This is a genomic window from Kitasatospora sp. NPDC051170, assembly GCF_044455705.1.
GTDB lineage: Bacteria > Actinomycetota > Actinomycetes > Streptomycetales > Streptomycetaceae > Kitasatospora.
Map to the genome: position 1 here is coordinate 208,212 of NZ_JBITFA010000007.1, position 17,888 is coordinate 226,099.

General features: G+C 72.6%; 14 protein-coding genes. 7 read left to right on the forward strand and 7 right to left on the reverse strand.

The features are described from left to right. From ACIBCA_RS17580 to ACIBCA_RS17590, 3 genes are all read right to left on the reverse strand, one after another. Window positions 1-1,557, reverse strand: coding sequence for an ABC transporter substrate-binding protein (locus tag ACIBCA_RS17580; protein ID WP_396283777.1), 1,557 nt, complete (start codon window positions 1,555-1,557; stop codon window positions 1-3). A gap of 136 nt (window positions 1,558-1,693) precedes the next feature. Continuing rightward, window positions 1,694-2,920: an ROK family protein gene (locus ACIBCA_RS17585; protein WP_396283778.1), complete on the reverse strand. Its 1,227-nt coding sequence runs from the start codon at window positions 2,918-2,920 to the stop codon at window positions 1,694-1,696. A 13-nt stretch (window positions 2,921-2,933) separates the two neighbouring features. Continuing rightward, entirely contained in the window at window positions 2,934-3,893 is a 960-nt protein-coding gene (locus tag ACIBCA_RS17590) for a TauD/TfdA dioxygenase family protein (RefSeq protein ID WP_396283779.1), read from the reverse strand. Window positions 3,894-4,673: 780 nt separating this feature from the next. On the opposite strand from ACIBCA_RS17590, the gene ACIBCA_RS17595 reads away from it, so the two are divergent. Then, window positions 4,674-6,692, forward strand: a complete 2,019-nt coding sequence (locus ACIBCA_RS17595; RefSeq protein ID WP_396283780.1) for an alpha-galactosidase — start codon at window positions 4,674-4,676, stop codon at window positions 6,690-6,692. Between the two features lie 62 nt (window positions 6,693-6,754). Here the strand turns inward: ACIBCA_RS17595 and ACIBCA_RS17600 are convergent, their stop codons facing one another. Further along, window positions 6,755-8,857 (reverse strand): NEW3 domain-containing protein, encoded by a 2,103-nt coding sequence (locus ACIBCA_RS17600; protein ID WP_396283781.1) that lies wholly within the window; start codon window positions 8,855-8,857, stop codon window positions 6,755-6,757. 246 nt (window positions 8,858-9,103) lie between these two features. Between ACIBCA_RS17600 and ACIBCA_RS17605 the strand changes: the two genes are divergently transcribed. From ACIBCA_RS17605 to ACIBCA_RS17620, 4 genes are all read left to right on the forward strand, one after another. After that, a complete protein-coding gene (locus ACIBCA_RS17605) occupies window positions 9,104-9,910 on the forward strand; it encodes a DeoR/GlpR family DNA-binding transcription regulator (protein ID WP_396283782.1) in 807 nt (268 codons plus the stop codon). 285 nt (window positions 9,911-10,195) lie between these two features. Then, window positions 10,196-11,221 carry a substrate-binding domain-containing protein gene (locus ACIBCA_RS17610; RefSeq protein ID WP_396283783.1) on the forward strand — a complete coding sequence of 342 codons (1,026 nt, stop codon included), beginning with the start codon at window positions 10,196-10,198 and terminating at the stop codon, window positions 11,219-11,221. Between the two features lie 47 nt (window positions 11,222-11,268). Continuing rightward, the gene (locus ACIBCA_RS17615; protein WP_396283784.1) at window positions 11,269-12,948 is read left to right on the forward strand and encodes a sugar ABC transporter ATP-binding protein; all 1,680 of its coding nucleotides are present in this window, start codon (window positions 11,269-11,271) and stop codon (window positions 12,946-12,948) included. Beyond that, window positions 12,945-13,979, forward strand: a complete 1,035-nt coding sequence (locus ACIBCA_RS17620; RefSeq protein WP_396283785.1) for an ABC transporter permease — start codon at window positions 12,945-12,947, stop codon at window positions 13,977-13,979. Before ACIBCA_RS17615 ends, ACIBCA_RS17620 begins: the two co-directional genes overlap by 4 nt. A gap of 157 nt (window positions 13,980-14,136) precedes the next feature. Here the strand turns inward: ACIBCA_RS17620 and ACIBCA_RS17625 are convergent, their stop codons facing one another. Beyond that, a complete protein-coding gene (locus ACIBCA_RS17625) occupies window positions 14,137-15,051 on the reverse strand; it encodes a hypothetical protein (RefSeq protein WP_396283786.1) in 915 nt (304 codons plus the stop codon). Between the two features lie 189 nt (window positions 15,052-15,240). Beyond that, the gene (locus ACIBCA_RS17630) at window positions 15,241-15,759 is read right to left on the reverse strand and encodes a GNAT family N-acetyltransferase (RefSeq protein ID WP_396283787.1); all 519 of its coding nucleotides are present in this window, start codon (window positions 15,757-15,759) and stop codon (window positions 15,241-15,243) included. A 55-nt stretch (window positions 15,760-15,814) separates the two neighbouring features. On the opposite strand from ACIBCA_RS17630, the gene ACIBCA_RS17635 reads away from it, so the two are divergent. Both ACIBCA_RS17635 and ACIBCA_RS17640 read left to right on the forward strand, forming a co-directional pair. After that, window positions 15,815-16,399 carry a TetR/AcrR family transcriptional regulator gene (locus ACIBCA_RS17635; protein WP_396283788.1) on the forward strand — a complete coding sequence of 195 codons (585 nt, stop codon included), beginning with the start codon at window positions 15,815-15,817 and terminating at the stop codon, window positions 16,397-16,399. After that, window positions 16,399-17,133: a carbon-nitrogen hydrolase family protein gene (locus ACIBCA_RS17640; RefSeq protein WP_396283865.1), complete on the forward strand. Its 735-nt coding sequence runs from the start codon at window positions 16,399-16,401 to the stop codon at window positions 17,131-17,133. Before ACIBCA_RS17635 ends, ACIBCA_RS17640 begins: the two co-directional genes overlap by 1 nt. Window positions 17,134-17,219: 86 nt before the next feature. On the opposite strand, the gene ACIBCA_RS17645 is transcribed toward ACIBCA_RS17640, so the two are convergent. Then, window positions 17,220-17,879 carry a TetR/AcrR family transcriptional regulator gene (locus ACIBCA_RS17645; RefSeq protein ID WP_396283789.1) on the reverse strand — a complete coding sequence of 220 codons (660 nt, stop codon included), beginning with the start codon at window positions 17,877-17,879 and terminating at the stop codon, window positions 17,220-17,222. Window positions 17,880-17,888: the final 9 nt, after the last annotated feature.

The following is a 17,888-nucleotide window of genomic DNA, read 5'->3' on the forward strand; positions in this document are numbered from 1 at the left end:
TCAGGCCGTCAGGTAGGCGTCGTCGAGGTCGAGGTAGTTGAACTTGTTGAGGGTCGCGCCGCGGACCTTGGCGGTGGCGACCTCGATCTCGCCGGCGATGGCTATGTCGATGACGAACTCCTCGTCCAGGAGGGTGTCGGTGATCTGCCGGTAGAGCGCCTTCGCTTCGGCGCCGTCGGCGTCCGCGCGGTTCCACGCCCGCTGCACGACGTCGGTGTAGGCGGGTGACGAGAACAGCGAGCTGTTCCTGGCCTCGTTGAAGGGGTAGGCGCTCACCGCCAGGGTGGCCGGGTGGAGTTGGGCGAAGCCGTGGCTGAGCGTCCACAGTGCGGGCATGGTCTGCGAGATCAGCTGCTTCTGCATGGTCGGGGAGTCGGTGGGCTGCAGGACGGTCTCGATGCCGACCTGCTTGAGGTCGTACTGCAGGATCTGGGCGGTCGCGACGCCCTCCGGGGTGGCCGAGTGGGCGAACGGCAGCGTGATGGTGTCCAGGCCGGCCGCCTTCAGCAGCTCCCTGGCCTTGGCGGGGTCGTGGCGGTAGTGGGTGGCCCCGGCGTCGCTGTAGGCGGGTGAGGACTTCGGCCAGGGCGCGGAGGAGGCGAGGCCGTAGCCGCCGAGCGCCTGCTGGACCAGCCGCTCGCGGTCGACGGCCCAGGCGATGGCCTGCCTGACGCGCTTGTCACCGACGTGCTCGGCGGTGACGTTGACGCCGATGTAGTAGGCGCCGGCGCCGGTGTCGTAGGGGGTGATCCGGAACTGCGGGTCGCCCTTGAGGGTGGCGATGTCCTTGCCCTGGACGCTGTACGAGAGCTGGCTCTGCCCGGTCTTCAGCGAGGACAGCAGGGAGTCGGCCTGCGGGATGACGCGGATCTCGACGGCGTCCAGGTAGGGGCGGCCGGGGTTCCAGTAGGTGTCGTTCCGGGTGAAGCCGATCGAGGCACCGGGCTTGCGCTCGCCGAACCGGAACGGGCCGGTGCCGATCAGCTGCTTGCCGGCGACGGCGTCCTCGACGGTGGCCGGGTCCGTGATGATCATGAACTCGAAGAGGTCGAACAGGTTGCTCACCGGGTGCGCCAGCACCAGCGTCAGCTCGTGGTCACCGTTCTTGCGGAAGTCGGTGACGGTCGCCGCCGTGGACCGCAACTGGGCGGAGCGGACCGGGTTCTGCAGGTTCTTGACGGCGAAGATGACGTCGTCGGCGGTGAACGGCCGTCCGTTGTGGAACCGCACGTCCTCGCGGAGTTCGAACGTGATGCTCTTCCCGTCGTCCGCGAGCTTCCAGGAGAGGGCCAGCTCGGGCTGCGGCTGCAGCTGGTCGTCGTATCTGGTGAGGGTGTTGAAGACCAGCCGCTGCACCAGCGTGTTGGCACTCTGGGCGAAGAGCAGGCTCGGGGTGAAGTCGATGCTGGTCGCCACGGTGAGCGTGCCACCGCGCCGAGGGCTCGCCGACGCGGCGGGCGAGCTGCTCTCCGCGGCCGAGCGGCAGGCCGCCAGCGAGAGCAGGCCGGCCGCGGCGACGGAGCCGCGGAGCAGGGAGCGACGGGAGAGCGCGTTCATGGTGGAAGGTCCTTAAGCTGTGGGTTAGTTGTTCTCGCGGCGGAAGAAATGCCGGGCACACGGGAGCCGGGACGAGCTGCCGGGACGAGCGGCCGGGACGAGTTGCCGGGTCGGCCGGCGGGGACGGCCGGCGGGGTCAGCCGGCGGCGGGGGCGGGGCGGCGGCGACAGGACAGCGGGGAACGGAACAGTTCACCGAGGACCGCCGCCCCGGCCGCCACCGCGAGGGCGTCCCGGCCGCCCTGCGGGGTGACCACCAGCTCCGGGTCCCGGCCCAGGTACGAGCGGCGCGCCACCTCGGCCCGGACCGCCTCCAGGTACCGGCCGTCCAGCATGGCGAAGGTCTCGGTGAGCACCACCAGGTCCGGGTTGACCACGTCCACCAGCACCGCCACCGCCTGCCCGATCAGCCGGGCCCGGCGCAGGACCAGCCGGTCGGCCCGGGCGTCGCCCGCCCGCACGGCCGCGATCATCCCGGTGCGCTCCGGGACCGGGATGACGCCCGCGGTGACCGCGTCCCGGTACAGCGTGGTGTCCGAGGCGGCCGCCGCCAGGCAGCCGCGCCGCCCGCAGGGGCAGTCGGCCGTGCTGCCGGGCACCCGCAGGTGCGCGACCTCACCGGTGGCCGACCGCGGCCCCAGGTGGACCAGGCCGCCGACGGCGAGCGCCACGTCCACCACATGGCCGACGAACAGCTGCACCAGGCTGCGCCGGGCCGCCGGACGTCCGAAGAGGATCTCCGCCTGGGCCAGCGCCCGCGCGTGGTTGTCCACCCGCACCGGCAGCCCGCTCGCCCGCTCCAGGAGCCGCCCGAGCGGCACCTCGTACCAGTCGAGCGGCTCGTGGCGGACCGTCACACCGCGCTCCGGGTCGACCGCCCCGCCGGTGATCGCGCCCAGCCCGACCACCTCGCGTCCGGCGGCCGCCTCGGCGAGGAAGCCCGGGACCTGCCCGAGCAGCCGGTCGAGCACCGCCCGGCCCGTCAGGCCCAGGTTGTCGAGCACCTCCTGTGCGAGCACGTTCCCGCGCAGGTCGAGCAGGGAGAGCGTGGAGTACGGCACGCCCACGTGCACCCCGGCGACCGCCAACCGCTCGGTGTCGACGTCCACCGGAAGTTGAGGGCGGCCCACGCTCCCCGTACCGGCCAACTCCGGCCGCTCACAGAGCAGTCCGTACGCAAGGAGGTCGACCACCTGCCGGGAGACCGCCGCCGGGCTCAGCCCGGACAGGGCCGCGACCCGGCTGCGGGCCACCGGCCCGTGATCCAGCACGGTCCGCAGCACCGTCGCCGAGTTCACGTCGCGCCGGTCGTCGCCCGCCCGCGCAGCCCACCGGGTGGGCGACGCCGGCCCGGTGGCGCTCACCCGCGCGGTGATCTCAGGCTCCCGGGCGGGCGGCTTCGAGCTGCTCGGCCGGGACGATCCCCGCGACCTGCGGCGGCTCGGCGGGCTCGAGCAGGCGGCTCGGGACGCCGTCCACACCCACGGGCAGGTCACCGTCCAGGGTGATCCGGCGCACCAGGCGCGGCTGGTCGCCGTAGTCGTTGACGGCGTAGTGCTGGGTGGCCCGGTTGTCCCAGAGCGCCACGTCGCCGACCTGCCAGTCCCAGCGGACGGTGTTCTCCAGGCGCTCGACGTACCGCTGGAACAGCGCGATCAGCGCCTTGCTGTCGGCGCCCGACACGCCCTGGATCCGCTGTGCGAACGCCCCGAGCAGCAGGCTGCGCTCACCGGTCACCGGGTGGACCCGGACCAGCGGGTGCTCGGTCTTGAAGGCGGTGGAGACGAACACCTTGCGGAACAGCTCCGCGATCTCCCGGTTGTCCGCCAGCTCGGGCTTCAGCGCCAGCGTGGCGGCGTAGTCGTAGTCGTTGGTGTGAACGGCGCGCAGGCTCTCGGCCAGCGTCCTCAGCGGTGCCGGCAGGTCGTCGTACGCGGCCGCGGTGTTGGCCCACACCGTGGAGCCGCCGGCCTGCGGCAGTTCGAGCGCGCGCAGGATGGAGGCCTTCGGGTAGGACGGCACGAAGGTCACGTCGGTGTGCCAGTTGTTGGCGCGCACGCCCTTGGTGGCATCGAGCTCGAAGATGTACCGGCCGTCGGCACTCGGCACGGTCGGGTGGCCCACGGGCTGGCCGAGCAGCCGGGCGAACGCCTCGTGCCCGGCGTCGTCCAGGTGCTGCTGGCCCCGGAAGAACAGCACCTTGTGCCGGTACAGGGCGGCTTCGATCGCGGCGACGGTCTCGGCCGGCAGGTCGCCGCCGAGGTGGACGTCGTGGACGATCGCGCCGATCCGGCCGGCGGCCGGCGTGAGACGCAGTTCGGTGATGGCAGTGGTCATGGCTGTCCCTCGGAGGTCGTCAGGGGAAGGGCGGGCGGCGCGGGCGGAGGCCACGGCGCGGCGGAACTTCGGGAACGCGGGAATGCGGGAATGCGGGAGCGCGGGAGTGCGGGAGCTCAGGCGTGCGGGAGCTCGGAGAAGCGCGTCAGGCTCGGACGGCGCGACGACAGACGGCGCAGCGACAGGAGGGGCACGCGATACGGCACATGGCGGTCATCGCCCCTCCTTCTTCTCTCGGCTGCGAGCAGGTCGTGGCCCCATGCTGGCCAGCTGCAGGGCACCCTGTCAAACATCACTTCGCCTGGTGGGAGCGGGTGTTGCGGCTCTGTGGCACCGTGTTGCGGCGGATGGCGGCGGATGGCGGCCGGTGACGCCAGACGGGCGATCCTGGTGAGGGCGAACGGCTCGAACGAACAAGTCCGTACTGCTCCGGGTGAGTTTTTCTGTTGCATCTTGTCGGGTTCTGATCAATGCAATATCATATGGCACCACCGCCGGACTGGGCGGCCGACTCCGTGATCTCAGTGCCTCGTCGACGGCGACGCTCCACCTGCCGCCGTCGCGTTCCCCCACCGCACCCTCCAACGGCGTCGTCGTGCCGGCACGACTCGGTACGGAACCTCAGAGCCGGCCCCGTCCCACCCCCACACGCGCCGGGTCCCGGCCCGGCGCGCTCACCCACCCGGGGAGCCCCCACATGAGCAGAACCTCCCATCGCGTCGCCGGCCTGCTGGCCGCCGTGACGCTGGCCGCCTCCGGCCTCGGTGCCACGGTGCCACGGTGCTCACCGGCGCCGCACCGGCGGCCGCCCTCGGCAACGGCAACGCCCTGACCCCGCCCATGGGCTGGAACTCGTGGAACAGCATCGGCGCGTACGTCACCGAGAGCCAGGTCAAGCAGACGATCGACTTCATGTCCGCCAACGGCCTGGTCCAGGCGGGCTACAACACCGTCACCGTCGACGACGGCTGGTCGATGCGTCACCGCGACGGCCAGAACACGGACTTCGCCAAGACGGCCGACAACGCCATGCAGCTCTACGACGGCAACGGCAACCCCGTCAGCGGCACGGACGGGCGCGGCAACGACCCCACCAGCGGCCACCTGCTCCCCGAGCCCGACCAGTTCCCCGCCCAGACCGTCGACGGAAGGACCGTCAACGGCATCCAGTACCTGGCCTGGTACGCGCACAGCAAGGGCATGAAGTTCGGCCTCTACGCCACCGACACCTACACCACCTGCCAGGGTCACCCCGGCAGCCTCGGCCACGAGACCACCGATGCCGCCGACTTCGTCGCCTGGGGCGTCGACTTCGTCAAGTACGACGACTGCCCCTACGGCCCCACCATCACCGGCCCGGACGGCTACGCCTACTACCCGCAGGGTGAGGGCAGGGAGCTCACCCAGTCCATCTACGCCCGCACCCGGGCCTTCCAGTTCGCCCTCGACGCGGCGACCGCCGCCGCCGGCAGGCCCAAGGTCACGCTCAGCCTGTCCGCGCAGCCCGCGCACACCGGCATCCCCTACCTGCTGAGCGCCGACGACCCGGCCCGCACCGATCCGCTGATCACGGCCGCCGGCACCCCGCCGCACCAGGCGCCCGGCTACTCGCCCACCGGCATCTGGTGCGGGCAGGTCGCCAACATGTGCCGGATCGGCGGCGACCGGGACAGCGAGCTGGACGGCGTGCTCTACAACGGCCAGCTGCGGACCGCCCTCACGTACCCGGGCAACGTCCACCCGGGCAGCTGGAACGACCTGGACATGATGTTCGCCGGCTGGCAGGACCCGTACGGCGTCTGGGGCGTCACCGACACCGAAAAGGGCCACAAGCCCTTCACGGACGACGAGTCGCGCACCGAGCTGTCCGTCCTGTCGATGATGGCCGCCCCGCTCATCTCCGGCGCCGACCTCCGCACCGCCGCCGACTCGCAGCACACCGCGAACGGCTACGCCTGGTCCACCGGCATCAACTCCTCCGCGCTGTCGCTCCTCAAGAACCCCGACATGATCGCCATCGACCAGGACAGCCTCGCCAGGCCCGCCACCCTGGTCGGCAACCCGCCCGCCTCCCCGACCGCCCCCGTGGTCCTCAAGCGTCAACTCGCCAACGGCGACCTGGCCGTCGCCCTGATCAACCAGGACCCGAACAACTGGGCCATGATCAGCACCGGCTTCGCCGACCTCGGCCTGACCGGTTCCGGCTACTCCTACCGGGAACTGTGGACCGGCGCCACCGGCACCACGACCGGCTCGCTCGGCGGCAACTGGATTCCCGCGCACGGCGTCGCGCTCTACCGCCTCGCCGGCGCGGGCACCGGCACCGGTGGTGGTACCGGGGGCACCCGGCCGAGCGTCGTCGGCGACGGCAGGTACCACGCGATCAGCGCCGGAGGCACGGCGGGCCAGGCCCTGGAGGTCCAGGGCGGCTGCTACGCCACGGTCGGCGGAAACTCCGCCGTCAACGCGTACCGGAGTGGCGACGCCGCCCAGCAGTGGCTGTTCACGCCCAACGCGGACGGCACCGTGACGATCACCGACAACTGCTACACCGTCGCCCAGGCGCACACCGTGCTCGTCGGCGGCAACGGCGTCGGCAGCGCCTACCTGCTCAACCCCTCGCCCAACAACCCCTGGCAGAAGTGGAAGGTGACGCAGAACAGCAGTGGCGCGCTCACCGTCACCAACGTCGGCAACGGCCTGACGCTGGACGTCGCCGGCACCGCGGCCGGTTCCGCGGGGATGACCAACCCGGCCAACCCGGCCTCGGCCGGGCAGAGTTGGAGCGTACTGTCCTGACGGCGAAGGGCCCCGGCCGGTCATGGCCGGCCGGGGCCCCGGGGGTCGCTCCCCTCGGGCGCTCAGCTCTGGGTGAAGCCCGTGAAGTCGGCCTCACCGCTGGTGCCCGCGCTGTGCGAGCTGGTGAACAGCCCGACGTCCTGGCGTGCGGCCACACCCGGGAGGGTGGCCCGGCCGACCTGCGTCCAGGTGGTGCCGTCGGTGGAGCAGTAGCCGGTGTACGTCGAGCCGTCGCGGACGAGCCTCAGCCAGCTGGGGTACGTCGCCGATCCCGAACCCTGGTTCGCCGCCGAGCTGTTGGAGTCCAGCTTGCCGTCCCCGTCGCTGTCCCACTGCAGCACGTAGCCCTTGCCGGGGGCCTCGGCCAGGACGAGGTACCCGGCCGAGGTGCCCGGCCGGGTGATGTCGTTGCGGACCATGATCCCGGCCTTGGCCCATTCGCTGGTCGGAGCCTGCGCGGTGAGCTTCACGACGGTGGTGGACCCGTCGTGTTCGGCGCCCGGCCGGTAGACGGTGCTGTACTCGTCGACGTCGTAGTAGAGGTCGGCGCCGGCGCCGTCGATGGCGAACGTCCCGCCCTGCGCGCCGAAGACGGCGGCGGTGTCGGTGAACGTCCGGTACGGCGCCTGTACGGGCGCGGCCAGGACGACCGGGGCGGGGGCGGTGACGCTCTGCGGGCCGCCGGGCCCGTGCGCGGTGGCGGTCCCGGTGAGCGTGGCGCGGGTGATCGGCGCCGGCAGGTCCGCCGGGGCGGTCACCCGGAAGTCGGCCTGCGCCCGGCCCCCGGCCGGCACGTGCCCGACCCGGGTCCGGGTCAGCGGCACGACCGTCCAGCCGGCCGGGGCGTCGAGCCCGAGCCGGACGTCGTTCGCGGGCTGCGCGCCGTTGTTGGCGAAGGCGGTGGTGACGGTGGCCGAGCCGCCCGGAGCGAGGTCGGGCACCTTGGTCTCGAGGACGATGTCCGGGTGCTGCCCGCCCGGGTGGTCGGTCGGGGTGACCTTGTACATCACGGCGCCGTGGCCGGGCACGGTGGCGCTGATCGTCCCGGCGGTCTCGGCGTCGGTGTGCTCCCACAGGTCCCGCAGGAGGTACCCCTTGGCGGTCGGCAGGCCGACGGCGGCGGCGGTGGTGGAGATCGCGGCGGGCTGCGGGTTCTCGTTGAACAGCGTGACGGCGACGCTGCCGTCGGCGAGCGGCTTGGCCAGGACGTCCAGGCCCCCGGTCATGCTCACCGGTCGGCCCTGCTTGCCGAGCCGGTCCTGGTCGACGGCGATGACCTCGGTGTTCCCGTAGACCGCGAGGGTTTCGGCGCTCGCCTTGCGCAGGTCGGTGCCGGCGATCAGCGGGGCCGCCATCTCCGCCCAGAGCGAGAAGTGGGCGCGGTCCTCGGTGGCCGTCATGCCGTTGCCGACCTCCAGCATGTCCGGGTCGTTCCACCCGCCCGGACCGGCGGCGTCGGCCAGCTTGGCGTTCGCGTGGAAGATGTCCAGCATCCGGCCGAACGACGCGTCGATGTCCCCGGTGGTGCGCCAGAGTTGGCCGACCGTGCCGCCCCAGGTCCAGACGTCGTCCAGGCCCCAGTTGCAGAGGCTGTAGACGATCGGGCGGCCGGTCCTGGCCAGCGCGTCGCCCATCGCGCGGTAGCGCTGCTGGGAGGGCAGGTGCTGGTTGTAGCAGTTGTCGTACTTGAGGTAGTCGACGCCCCAGGACGCGAAGGAGTCCGCGTCCTGCTGCTCGTGGCCGAGGCTGCCGGGGAAGCCCGCGCAGGTCAGGGTGCCCGCGCTCTCGTAGATGCCGAGCTTGAGGCCCTTGGCGTGCACGTAGGCGGCCACGCCGGTGATGCCGTGCGGGAACTTGACCGGGTCGGGGACGAGCCGGCCCTCGGCGTCGCGGGTCTTGCCCATCCAGCAGTCGTCGATGTTGACGTACTGGTAGCCCGCGGCCTGGAGGCCGGACGAGAGCAGCTTGTCCGCGGTCTGCTGGACCAGCTGCTCGTCGACGTCGCAGCCGAAGGCGTTCCAGTCGTTCCAGCCCATCGGCGGGGTGAGGACCGGCGCCACGGCGGCCTGGCCGGCGGCTGCGGCGGGGGTGCTGGTGAGGGGGACGGCGGCGAGGGGCGCCACGGTCAGCGAGGCCGCGACTAACGCGGCCCACGTCTTGCGCATCGTGTCTCCTGGGTCCGGAGGGTGACGGACGGCGGTACAGGAACTGGGCACCCTGCGCAGGGCGGTGAGAAGCGAACCAAATCAAACAGAGATAGTCAATACTCAACACATATCGACGGAGCTCAACAGGATCGCCCGCCCGACCCCTGGGCAGAACCCGCCGCCGTGTCCGGTTTGCGACATACTTCGACATCCGGCCCGCCCGGGCCGGCGCGCGACGAGGACAGCGGTCGAAGGGAATGCGCAGTGACGGACAACGCACAACTCCTGGCAGGGCAACGGCGGGTGCTGATCCTGGAGCGGCTCAAGCAGCAGGGCGGTGTGCGGGTCAACGAGCTCACCCGCGAACTGGGCGTCTCGGACATGACCGTCCGCCGGGACCTCGACGCCCTGGCGAGGCAGGGCCTGGTGGACAAGGTGCACGGAGGCGCCGTCCTGACGAGCGCTCCCAGCAGTCAGGAGCCGGGCTTCGAGGCCAAGTCCGCCTGGCAGCCCTCGGCGAAGGACGCGATCGCCGCGGCCGCCGCCCACCTCGCCCGCCCCGGGATGGTGGTGGGCCTCGCCGCGGGCACCACCACGCACGCCGTCGCCCAGCGGCTCGCGGCGGTCGACGGGCTGACCGTGGTCACCAACTCCCTGCGGATCGCCGAGGTGTTCGAGCAGCCGCGCCCCGGCGGGACGGGCGCGACGACGGTGCTGCGCACCGGCGGCGTCCGCACGCCGTCGGACGCCCTGGTGGGACCACTGGCCGATCAGGGCATCCGGTCGCTCCACGTGAACGTGCTGTTCCTCGGCTGCCACGGCATCTCCGTCGAGACCGGGCTGACCTCGCCCAATCTCGCCGAGGCGGAGACCAACCGGGCCTTCATCGGCTCCGCGCACCGGGTCGTCGTGGTCGCCGACCACACCAAGTGGGACACGGTCGGACTCGCCACCTTCGCCACCCTCGACCAGGTCGACGTGCTGGTCACCGACGGCGAACTGTCGGCGGAGCGACGGGCCGCGGCGGCCGAACTCGCAGGTGAGGTGATCGTCGCCGACCCGGCCGGTTGACCTGCGGTTCCGGGTCGGTGGTTCTGGGTGGATAGTCGGTGGTTCTGGGTGGATAACGGGAGAGTCTCGAATGGCCGAAGGCCCCTCCGTGACTCTTGACGGACCGTGCGCGGGGGTGTTTCTTGTGACCCGCACGTTTGATTTGGTTCGATTCTGGTCGATTGTGTTTCGGATCTTCTCGATCTCCGGACTCTCCCCCATCCACCCAGGAGCCGCCCCATGTCTTCGCCGTCCTCGCCGCGCTCTTCCCGTTGCTCCCGCCCCTCCCGCTCCCCCCGTCTGGCCGTGTCCGCCGCCCTGCTGGGCCTGGTGTCGGTGGCCGGCCTGACGGCCTGCTCGACCGGTCAGGAGTCCTCGTCCTCCGCGTCCGGCGGCGTCAAGCCCGTCGACGGCAAGGTGTCGCTCACGTACCTGCAGAAGCAGGGCGACCAGGAGTACTTCGTCGGCGAGGCGGCGGGCGCGAAGGCGAAGGCCGCGGAGCTCGGGGTGGACCTGAAGGTGGTGAACCTGGGCAGCGACGCCAACAAGACCGTCAGCGAGGTGCAGTCGGCGATCGCCGGCAAGAGCAACGGGCTGATCGTGGTCGTGCCGGACCCGGCGGTGGGCCCGCAGGTCGTGCAGACCGCGAAGGACGGCAAGGTCGCCCTGCTCACCTCCGACGACCAGATCTGCGCCACCGGCCCCGCCCCCGCCTCCTGCGCCAGGACGGACCTGGTCGCCCGCGTCGGCTTCAGCGGCGAGCAGATGGGCGGCGAGGTCGGCAAGCGCGCCGCCGCCGAGTTCAAGAAGGCCGGCTGGAACCCGGCCGACACCCGCATCATCTCGGCCTGGAAGCAGGACGTCACCGTCTGCGGCGACCGGGTGAAGGCCGCAAAGGCCGCCTTCGCCGCCGCGGCCGGCGACGGGGTCAAGAACATCGACGTCGCCACCGACAACACCCCCACCGGTGCCCAGGACAAGACCGCCGCCACGCTCACCGCCAACCCCGGCGTCAAGCACTGGATCGTCTGGGGCTGCAACGACGAGAACGTCCAGGGCGCCGTCACCGCCCTGCAGAACGCGAACGTCTCCCCCGACGACATCGACGGCGTCGGCCTCGGCGCCTACCTCGCCTGCAAGGACTGGACCAGTGGCAAGCCCACCGGGATGAAGGCCGCCCTGTTCATCAACGGCAAGGACGTCGGCGCCCTGGCCGTCCAGACCATGTACGACAAGCTCAAGAACGGAAAGGACTTCCCCGCCGAAGCCTTCGCCACCACCACCATGGTCGACGCCGCGACCTGGAAGTCCTCCGGCATGACCTGCAGCTGAACCGCGCTGCACCGCCACTGTCCGGACCGATCTCCTGCGAGGCCCCCATGACCACACCCGACCCCGCGTACGGCGCGCCGCCACCGGCCGAGGAGCCCGGCACCGGGCCGTCCGCCCCCGCCCCCTGCGAGCCCGCCACCGGGCCGTCCGGCCTGGCCGCCGACGGCGTCGGCAAGAGCTTCGGCGGCGTCCGGGCGCTGCACGACGTCACCCTCACCTTCCCGCCCGGTCAGGTCACCGCCCTGATGGGCGAGAACGGCGCCGGCAAGTCGACCCTGCTGCGTGTCCTGAGCGGCGACCACCGCCCCGGCGAGGGCAGGGTGCTGCTGGACGGCAGGCCGCTCGACCTCTCCTCCCCGACCGACGCGCGCCGTGCGGGCATCCGGATCATCCCGCAGGAGCCGGAGATCATCCCGCACGTGTCGGTCGCCGAGAACGTCTACGCCGGCAGCCTGCCCCGCCGCGCCGGCCGCCGCTTCGACCGTGCCGAACTGCGCCGCCGCATCACCGCCGACCTCGCCGAGCTCGGCTTCGAGCAGGTGCTGGACCCGGACCTGCTCGGTTCCGAACTCACCGCCGCACAGCGTCAGCTGGTCGAGATCATGCGGGCGCTCACCGGAGCGGTGCCGCCGCGGGCCATCGCCTTCGACGAGCCCACCTCCTCGCTCTCCGAACACGAGGTGGAGGCGCTGTTCGCGCTGATCGGACGGCTGCGCGACCAGGGCATCGCGGTCATCTACGTCTCGCACCGGATGAAGGAGATCTTCCGGCTCGCCGACCGGATCGCGGTCCTGCGCGACGGCACCCTGACCGGTGTCGTGCCGGCCGCCGAGACCGACGAGCGCGAACTCGTCCGGCTGATGGTCGGCCGCGACCTGGCCGGCCTGTTCGTCCGCCAGGACGTCGCCACCGACCGCGTCGTCCTCGACGTACGTGCTCTGACCACCGACCACGTGCACGACGTCGACCTCCGGGTCCGGGCCGGCGAGGTGGTCGCGCTCGCCGGGCTGATCGGCGCCGGCCGCTCCGAACTGGCCCTCGCCCTCACCGGGGACGCCCCGATCCGCTCCGGCGAGATCCTGCTCGGCGGCCGGACCGTACGGCTGCGCTCACCGCGCGACGCGATCCGGGCCGGCCTCGGACTCGCCCCCGAGGAGCGCAAGGCCCAGGCGCTGTTCCTCCACCGCACCATCCGCGACAACACCTCGCTCGTCAGCCTCGACCGACTGCGCCGCCGACGCTTCGTCAAACGGGCCGCCGAACGGGAACTCGCCCAGGAGTACGCGGACCGGCTGCGGGTCCGCGCCCCCTCGATCGAGACCGAGGTCCGCACGCTCTCCGGAGGCAACCAGCAGAAGGTGGTGCTCGCCCGCTGGCTGGCCCGCCGCCCCGAGCTCCTCATCCTGGACGAGCCCACCCGCGGCGTCGACATCGGCGCCAAGGCCGAGATCTACCAGATCATCGCCGACCTCGCCCGCGACGGTGTCGCCGTCCTGGTGATCTCCTCCGAACTGCCCGAGGTGCTCGGCCTGGCCGACCGGATCGCCGTCATGCAGAACGGCCGGATCACGGGTGAACTCGGCCGCGCCGAGGCGTCCGAGGAGGCGATCCTCGCCCTGGCCATGACGGACGACCTGGCCCCCGACACCGCCACCGACACCGCCACCGACACCGCCGGCCGCCACCGCACCACCGACCCCGACGCCACCACCGGAGTTGCCCGATGACCGCCCCCTCCGCCACCGCAGGCCCGCAGACCACCGCCCGGCCGGAGCGGCCGAGCGGTCCGCGCGCGCTGCTCGTCGCCGTGGGTGGCCAGAACCTCATCCTGCTGCTGGCCCTCGCCGCCGTGCTCGCCCTGTTCGGCTCGCTCAATCTCAACTACCTGAGCTGGGGCAACATCCAGGTCATCGCCGAGGCGGTGACCATCGCCGGCCTGCTCGCCGTGGTGCAGACCGTCGTGATCATCTGCGGCGGCCTGGACATCTCCGTGGGTTCCCAGGCCGGCCTCGCCTCCGTGGTCAGCGCGATGGTGTTCACCTCCACCGGCTCCAACCCCTTCCTCGGCCTGGGCGCGGCCGTCCTGGTCGGCGCCTGCGTCGGCCTGCTCAACGGAGCCGTCATCATCTACGGCCGGGTCAACCCGACCATCGCCACCCTGGCCGGACTCGCCGCGTACAAGGGCGTCGCCCAGCTGATCTCCGGCGGAAGCGCCCAGGGCTACGTCCTCGGCGACCCGCTGTTCATCTTCCTCAGCCGGGGCAGGATCGCCGGCCTGCCGACCATGGTGTGGATCCTGCTCCTGATCGCCGCCGCCGTGCACGTCCTGCTCACCTACACCGACATCGGCCGCAACATCTACGCCCTCGGCGGCAACGACACCGCCGCCCGGCTCGCCGGCATCAACCTCAACAAGTACCTGCTCTCGGTGTACGCGCTCACCGGCACGGTCGCCGCCGTCGCCGGCATCCTGCTCACCGCCCGCACCGGCTCCGGCCAGCCCACCTCCGGCAGCGAGGGCCTGGAGCTGCAGGCCATCACCGCGGCCGCGCTCGGCGGCTGCGCCCTCAAGGGCGGCAAGGGCGGCATCGCGGGCACGCTGCTGGCCGTCGCCCTGCTCGGCGCGCTGCAGAACGGCCTCACCGTCGAGGGCATCAACACCTTCTGGCAGAACGTCGCCCAGGGTCTCCTGCTGGTCGCCGCCGTGGTGATCCAGCAGCGGCGCGGCCGCGAACGGGCGGTCGGCCTTCCCGCCTGACCGGCCGCGGGGGAGGCCGTCTCCGCGACACCTCGGAGGCGGCCTCCCTCCACGTCAACGCCTCACCGGCGCCGCCACCGGCCCGGTGCCGGCGCGCGCCCGGAAGGGCGGGACCGACCACGGGGCCCGGGGTCGGCCGGTTCAGCGACGACCGGCTTCACGGAGCTGTCCGGTCCGCTCCCTTGTCCAGGCCGACCCGCTCCGGTGCCGGGCCGGGCTCCAGCTGGTCCGGCTCCGCGTTCGTGCCCGGCTCCGGGCCCGCGTCGCGGCGGAGGCGGTCGAGGAGGCGGGCGACGGTGTCGGTGCGGTCGCGCAGGGACTCGACGTGGGCCGCGTGGGCGGGCTTGGCCGGTGGGTCGGCGGGGCGGACGGGGATGCCGTGGTGCTCGGCGGTGGCGATGAGGCTGTCGCCGACCTGGCCGACGACGACCAGGGTCGCGGCGGCGAACGTGCCCGCGTCCAGGGTGCGTTGGCGGCCGAGCAGGCCGCGGTGGACGATCTGGGCGGGGACGGTCAGGGTGTCGAGGCGCTGGTCGACGGAGCCGCGTTCCAGGGCGGCGAGGACCACGGTGGCCAGGGCTTCGGCCGCCTTGGTGACGGCCCACTTGCGGCCGGGCACGGGCGGGAGGAACTCGCGGATGCGGTCCACCTCCTGCTCCAGTGCGGTGGTGGTGAGCACCTCGAAGGCGTTGCGGGTGCGGATCTCGACGACCTTGGCCCACTCGATCTCCTCGCCGTCGAAGCCGACCTTCGCCGGCCCCAGGTGCACGGCCCCGAGGCCGTCCAGCATCCCGAGGAGCCGGTGCACCACGGCGGGCGTGCGCGGGTGGCGGGCGATCAGCGTTCCCGTCGACAGCTTCCACGGCTCCAGGGCCGGCACCGGCGGCGGCGCCACGGAGGTCAGCGCCGTACGCGCCCACTGCCCGTCCGCGACGGCCCGGCCGCCCCGGGCCACCGCCTGGCGCCCGGCCTGGCCCCACTGCGCGGCCGTCCCGACCAGGCGGCCGAGCCGCTCCGAACGCTCCGACCGCTCAGGGCGCTCCGAACGCTCCGACTGGTCACCCGGACCCATGCGATCCACTCCCCCGTTTCAAGACGAAACGGCCATGGTAGACGGGGCGGAGGCGGGTGACGGCCCGCCCCCGCCCCGTAGACCTCGATCTCCATGCCGCCCGGGTTGAGCTTGCGGGCGGCGTGCAGCAGCGCGGTGTTGTGCGAGTTCGAGCGGCGCGGCAGCTCCTCGCATCCGAACGGAAGGGGCTCAGAACCGCAGGTCCATCCGCTGCTCGACGGTGTCCAGCCCGAACTTGCGGGCCGGACGGGAGACGGTGAGCTCGAAACCCGCCCGGGCGTACAGGTGGTGGGCGGCGTCGAGGCCCGCGATCGTCCAGAGCAGCACGCCGTCGTACGCCCGTGCGCGGGCCTCCTCCAGGGCCACCTCCAGCATCCGCCGCCCCAGCCCCCGCCCCCGGGCCGCCGGATCCAGCAGCACCCACCGCAGCTGGCCCCACCCCGGCCGCTCCTCCGCCCGGACCAGGCCGGTGGCGCCCACCACGCGGCCGTCGAGCTCGGCGACCCACAGCCGCCCGGGCGCGGCGCCGCCCTCGGCGGCCCGGGCCAGGACCAACTGGGCCATACCGGCGGCGACGTACGCCTCCATGGTGGCGTCCATGCCGTACTCCCGGGTGTAGAGGACACCGTGCAGTGCGGCCACCGCCCCCAGGTCGCCGGGCCGGTCGGCCTCTCGGACGGTCGCGACTCCGGGTGCGGTGGTGGCCATGGCAGCGATCCCCTCGTTCCACTGAAACACTCGTTTCAGTGGAACGATAGACCACGTGCCCACCCCAGCCAACGCACCGTCCCGCCCGTCCGCCCGCCGCGAGGACCTCCTCGCCGCCACCGTCCGCTACGTCGCCGAGCACAACGTCTCCGACCTCTCCCTGCGACCCCTCGCGGCCGCCATCGGCACCAGCCCGCGCGTCCTCCTCTACCTCTTCGGTTCCAAGGAGGACCTGGTCCGCGAGGTGCTCGCCGCCGCCCGCGCCGAACAGCTCGCGCTCCTGGAACGCTCCGAGGCCGAGGGCGGCACCCCCCGCGAAACCCTCGAACTCCTCTGGCACTGGGTGACCGCCCCCGACCACCGCGGCGCCCTCCGCCTCTTCTTCGAGGGCTACGTCCGCGCCTTCGCCCACGCCGAACCCTGGCGGGACTTCGGCGCCACCTCCCTGCACGAGTGGCTCCCGCCCCTCACCCGCGCCCTCACCGGCACCGACGCCGACGCCGACCCCACCCTCGTCCTCGCCGTCCTCCGGGGCCTCCTGCTGGACCTCCTCGCCACCGGCGAGGAAGCCCGCGTCCAGGCCGCCTGGCGGCACTTCCTGGACACCGCCCTGGCCGGGCACGGCGGACGGACGGCATGATGGCGGGCGTGATCATCGCAGCTGCGCAGTTCGCCCCGGTGGCCGGGGACGTGAAGACCAACGTCCGGACGGCGTCCGGACTGATACGCCAGGCCGGAGCCGAGGGGGCGCGGGTCGTCGTCTTCCCCGAGCTGGCCCTCACCGGCTACGAGCCGACCCTCGTCGGCGCGTCCCCGGCGCTCTGGCTGAGCGAGACGGACGCCCGGCTGGAGCCCGTACGGGAGGCGTGCCGGGAGACGGGGGCGGTGGCCGTCGTCAACGGGCCGGTGCTCGGAGCCGGAGCCCGGCCGGGCATCACCTCACTGGTGATCGGGGCAGACGGTGAACTGCTGGCCCGCTACGACAAGACGCACCTGTACGGCGTCGAGGCCGCGGCCTTCGAACCCGGCACCACCGACGGCCGGTTCACCCTCGACGGCGTCCGCTTCGCGCTCGCCACCTGCTACGACAACCGCTTCCCCGACATCGCCGAACGGGCCGCGGCGGACGGCTGCACCGTCTACCTGGCGAGCTCTGCGCTGGACGCCGACAACGACTCCTTCGACGAGGTGTACCCGGTGCGGGCCCGGGAGTTCGGCCTGTACGTGGTCCTGGCCGACCTCGTCGGCACCAGCGAGGCGGGCCCGTGCATCGGCCGCAGCGGCGCCTGGAACCCGGCCGGCGAGCGGATCGCCGACGCGGGCCCCGACCGGGAGGGCTTCGCCCTCGTCGAGGTGCCGGCCTCCAGGAACTGACGGCTCAGCAGAACCGGTCGGCTCGGTAGAGCCCTCCTGACGGGCCGACGGCGGATCTGAGGCCCCGGCGGGTCAGGTACGGCGGGTCAGGTACGGCGGGTGCGGCGGCGGGTGGTGCCGAAGGCGCGGAGGAAGGTGTCCACGCCGGTGCGGACGGCGGTGTCGAGATCGGAGGGGGCGACGGGGCGGGTGCCGAGGGCGGAGAGGCCGGGCAGGTTGCCGGAGACGAGGGCGATGAACTGGGCCGCGGCGACGGACGGGTCGTCCAGGTCCAGGTGGCCACGGTTGGCGAGGCTGGAGAGGCGGCCGGCGAGGACGTCGAGCACCGGCTGGGAGCCGCGCGAGACGACCTGGTCGTAGAGGTCGGGCAGCCGGGACGCCTCCGCGTAGAGCAGCCGCTGGAGCGCCCAGCCCTCGTCGCTCAGCTGGCACTCGACGACGCGGTGGGCGACGCGCTCGAGTTCGCCGGCCAGGTCCTCGCCGTCGTCGGGGAGGCTGACGAGGGCGGCGACGATGCGGTTGGCGGTGCGCTCGGCGCCGTCGCGCATCACCACCCGGAAGAGGTTCTCCTTGTCCCCGAAGTGGTTGTAGAGCGTCGGCTTGGCCACGGCGGCGGCGGCCGCGATGGCGTCGATGCCCGCCTGCGCGTAGCCCTCACGCGTGAACACCTTCACGGCGGCGTCCAGGATGGCGGCGCGCTTGTCGATGCGGCCACGGCCCGTCATCGGGAGTTCACGTTCGTTCACAACCTCACA

Excerpts from the sequence above, each read along its gene's own strand:
- ACIBCA_RS17630 (WP_396283787.1), bottom strand. The coding sequence starts at position 15,759 with ATGGCCACCACCGCACCCGGAGTCGCGACCGTCCGAGAGGCCGACCGG.
- ACIBCA_RS17615 (WP_396283784.1), top strand. The coding sequence starts at position 11,269 with ATGACCACACCCGACCCCGCGTACGGCGCGCCGCCACCGGCCGAGGAG.
- ACIBCA_RS17580 (WP_396283777.1), bottom strand. The coding sequence starts at position 1,557 with ATGAACGCGCTCTCCCGTCGCTCCCTGCTCCGCGGCTCCGTCGCCGCG.
- ACIBCA_RS17590 (WP_396283779.1), bottom strand. The coding sequence starts at position 3,893 with ATGACCACTGCCATCACCGAACTGCGTCTCACGCCGGCCGCCGGCCGG.
- ACIBCA_RS17640 (WP_396283865.1), top strand. The coding sequence starts at position 16,399 with ATGGCGGGCGTGATCATCGCAGCTGCGCAGTTCGCCCCGGTGGCCGGG.
- ACIBCA_RS17620 (WP_396283785.1), top strand. The coding sequence starts at position 12,945 with ATGACCGCCCCCTCCGCCACCGCAGGCCCGCAGACCACCGCCCGGCCG.
- ACIBCA_RS17625 (WP_396283786.1), bottom strand. The coding sequence starts at position 15,051 with ATGGGTCCGGGTGACCAGTCGGAGCGTTCGGAGCGCCCTGAGCGGTCG.
- ACIBCA_RS17600 (WP_396283781.1), bottom strand. The coding sequence starts at position 8,857 with ATGCGCAAGACGTGGGCCGCGTTAGTCGCGGCCTCGCTGACCGTGGCG.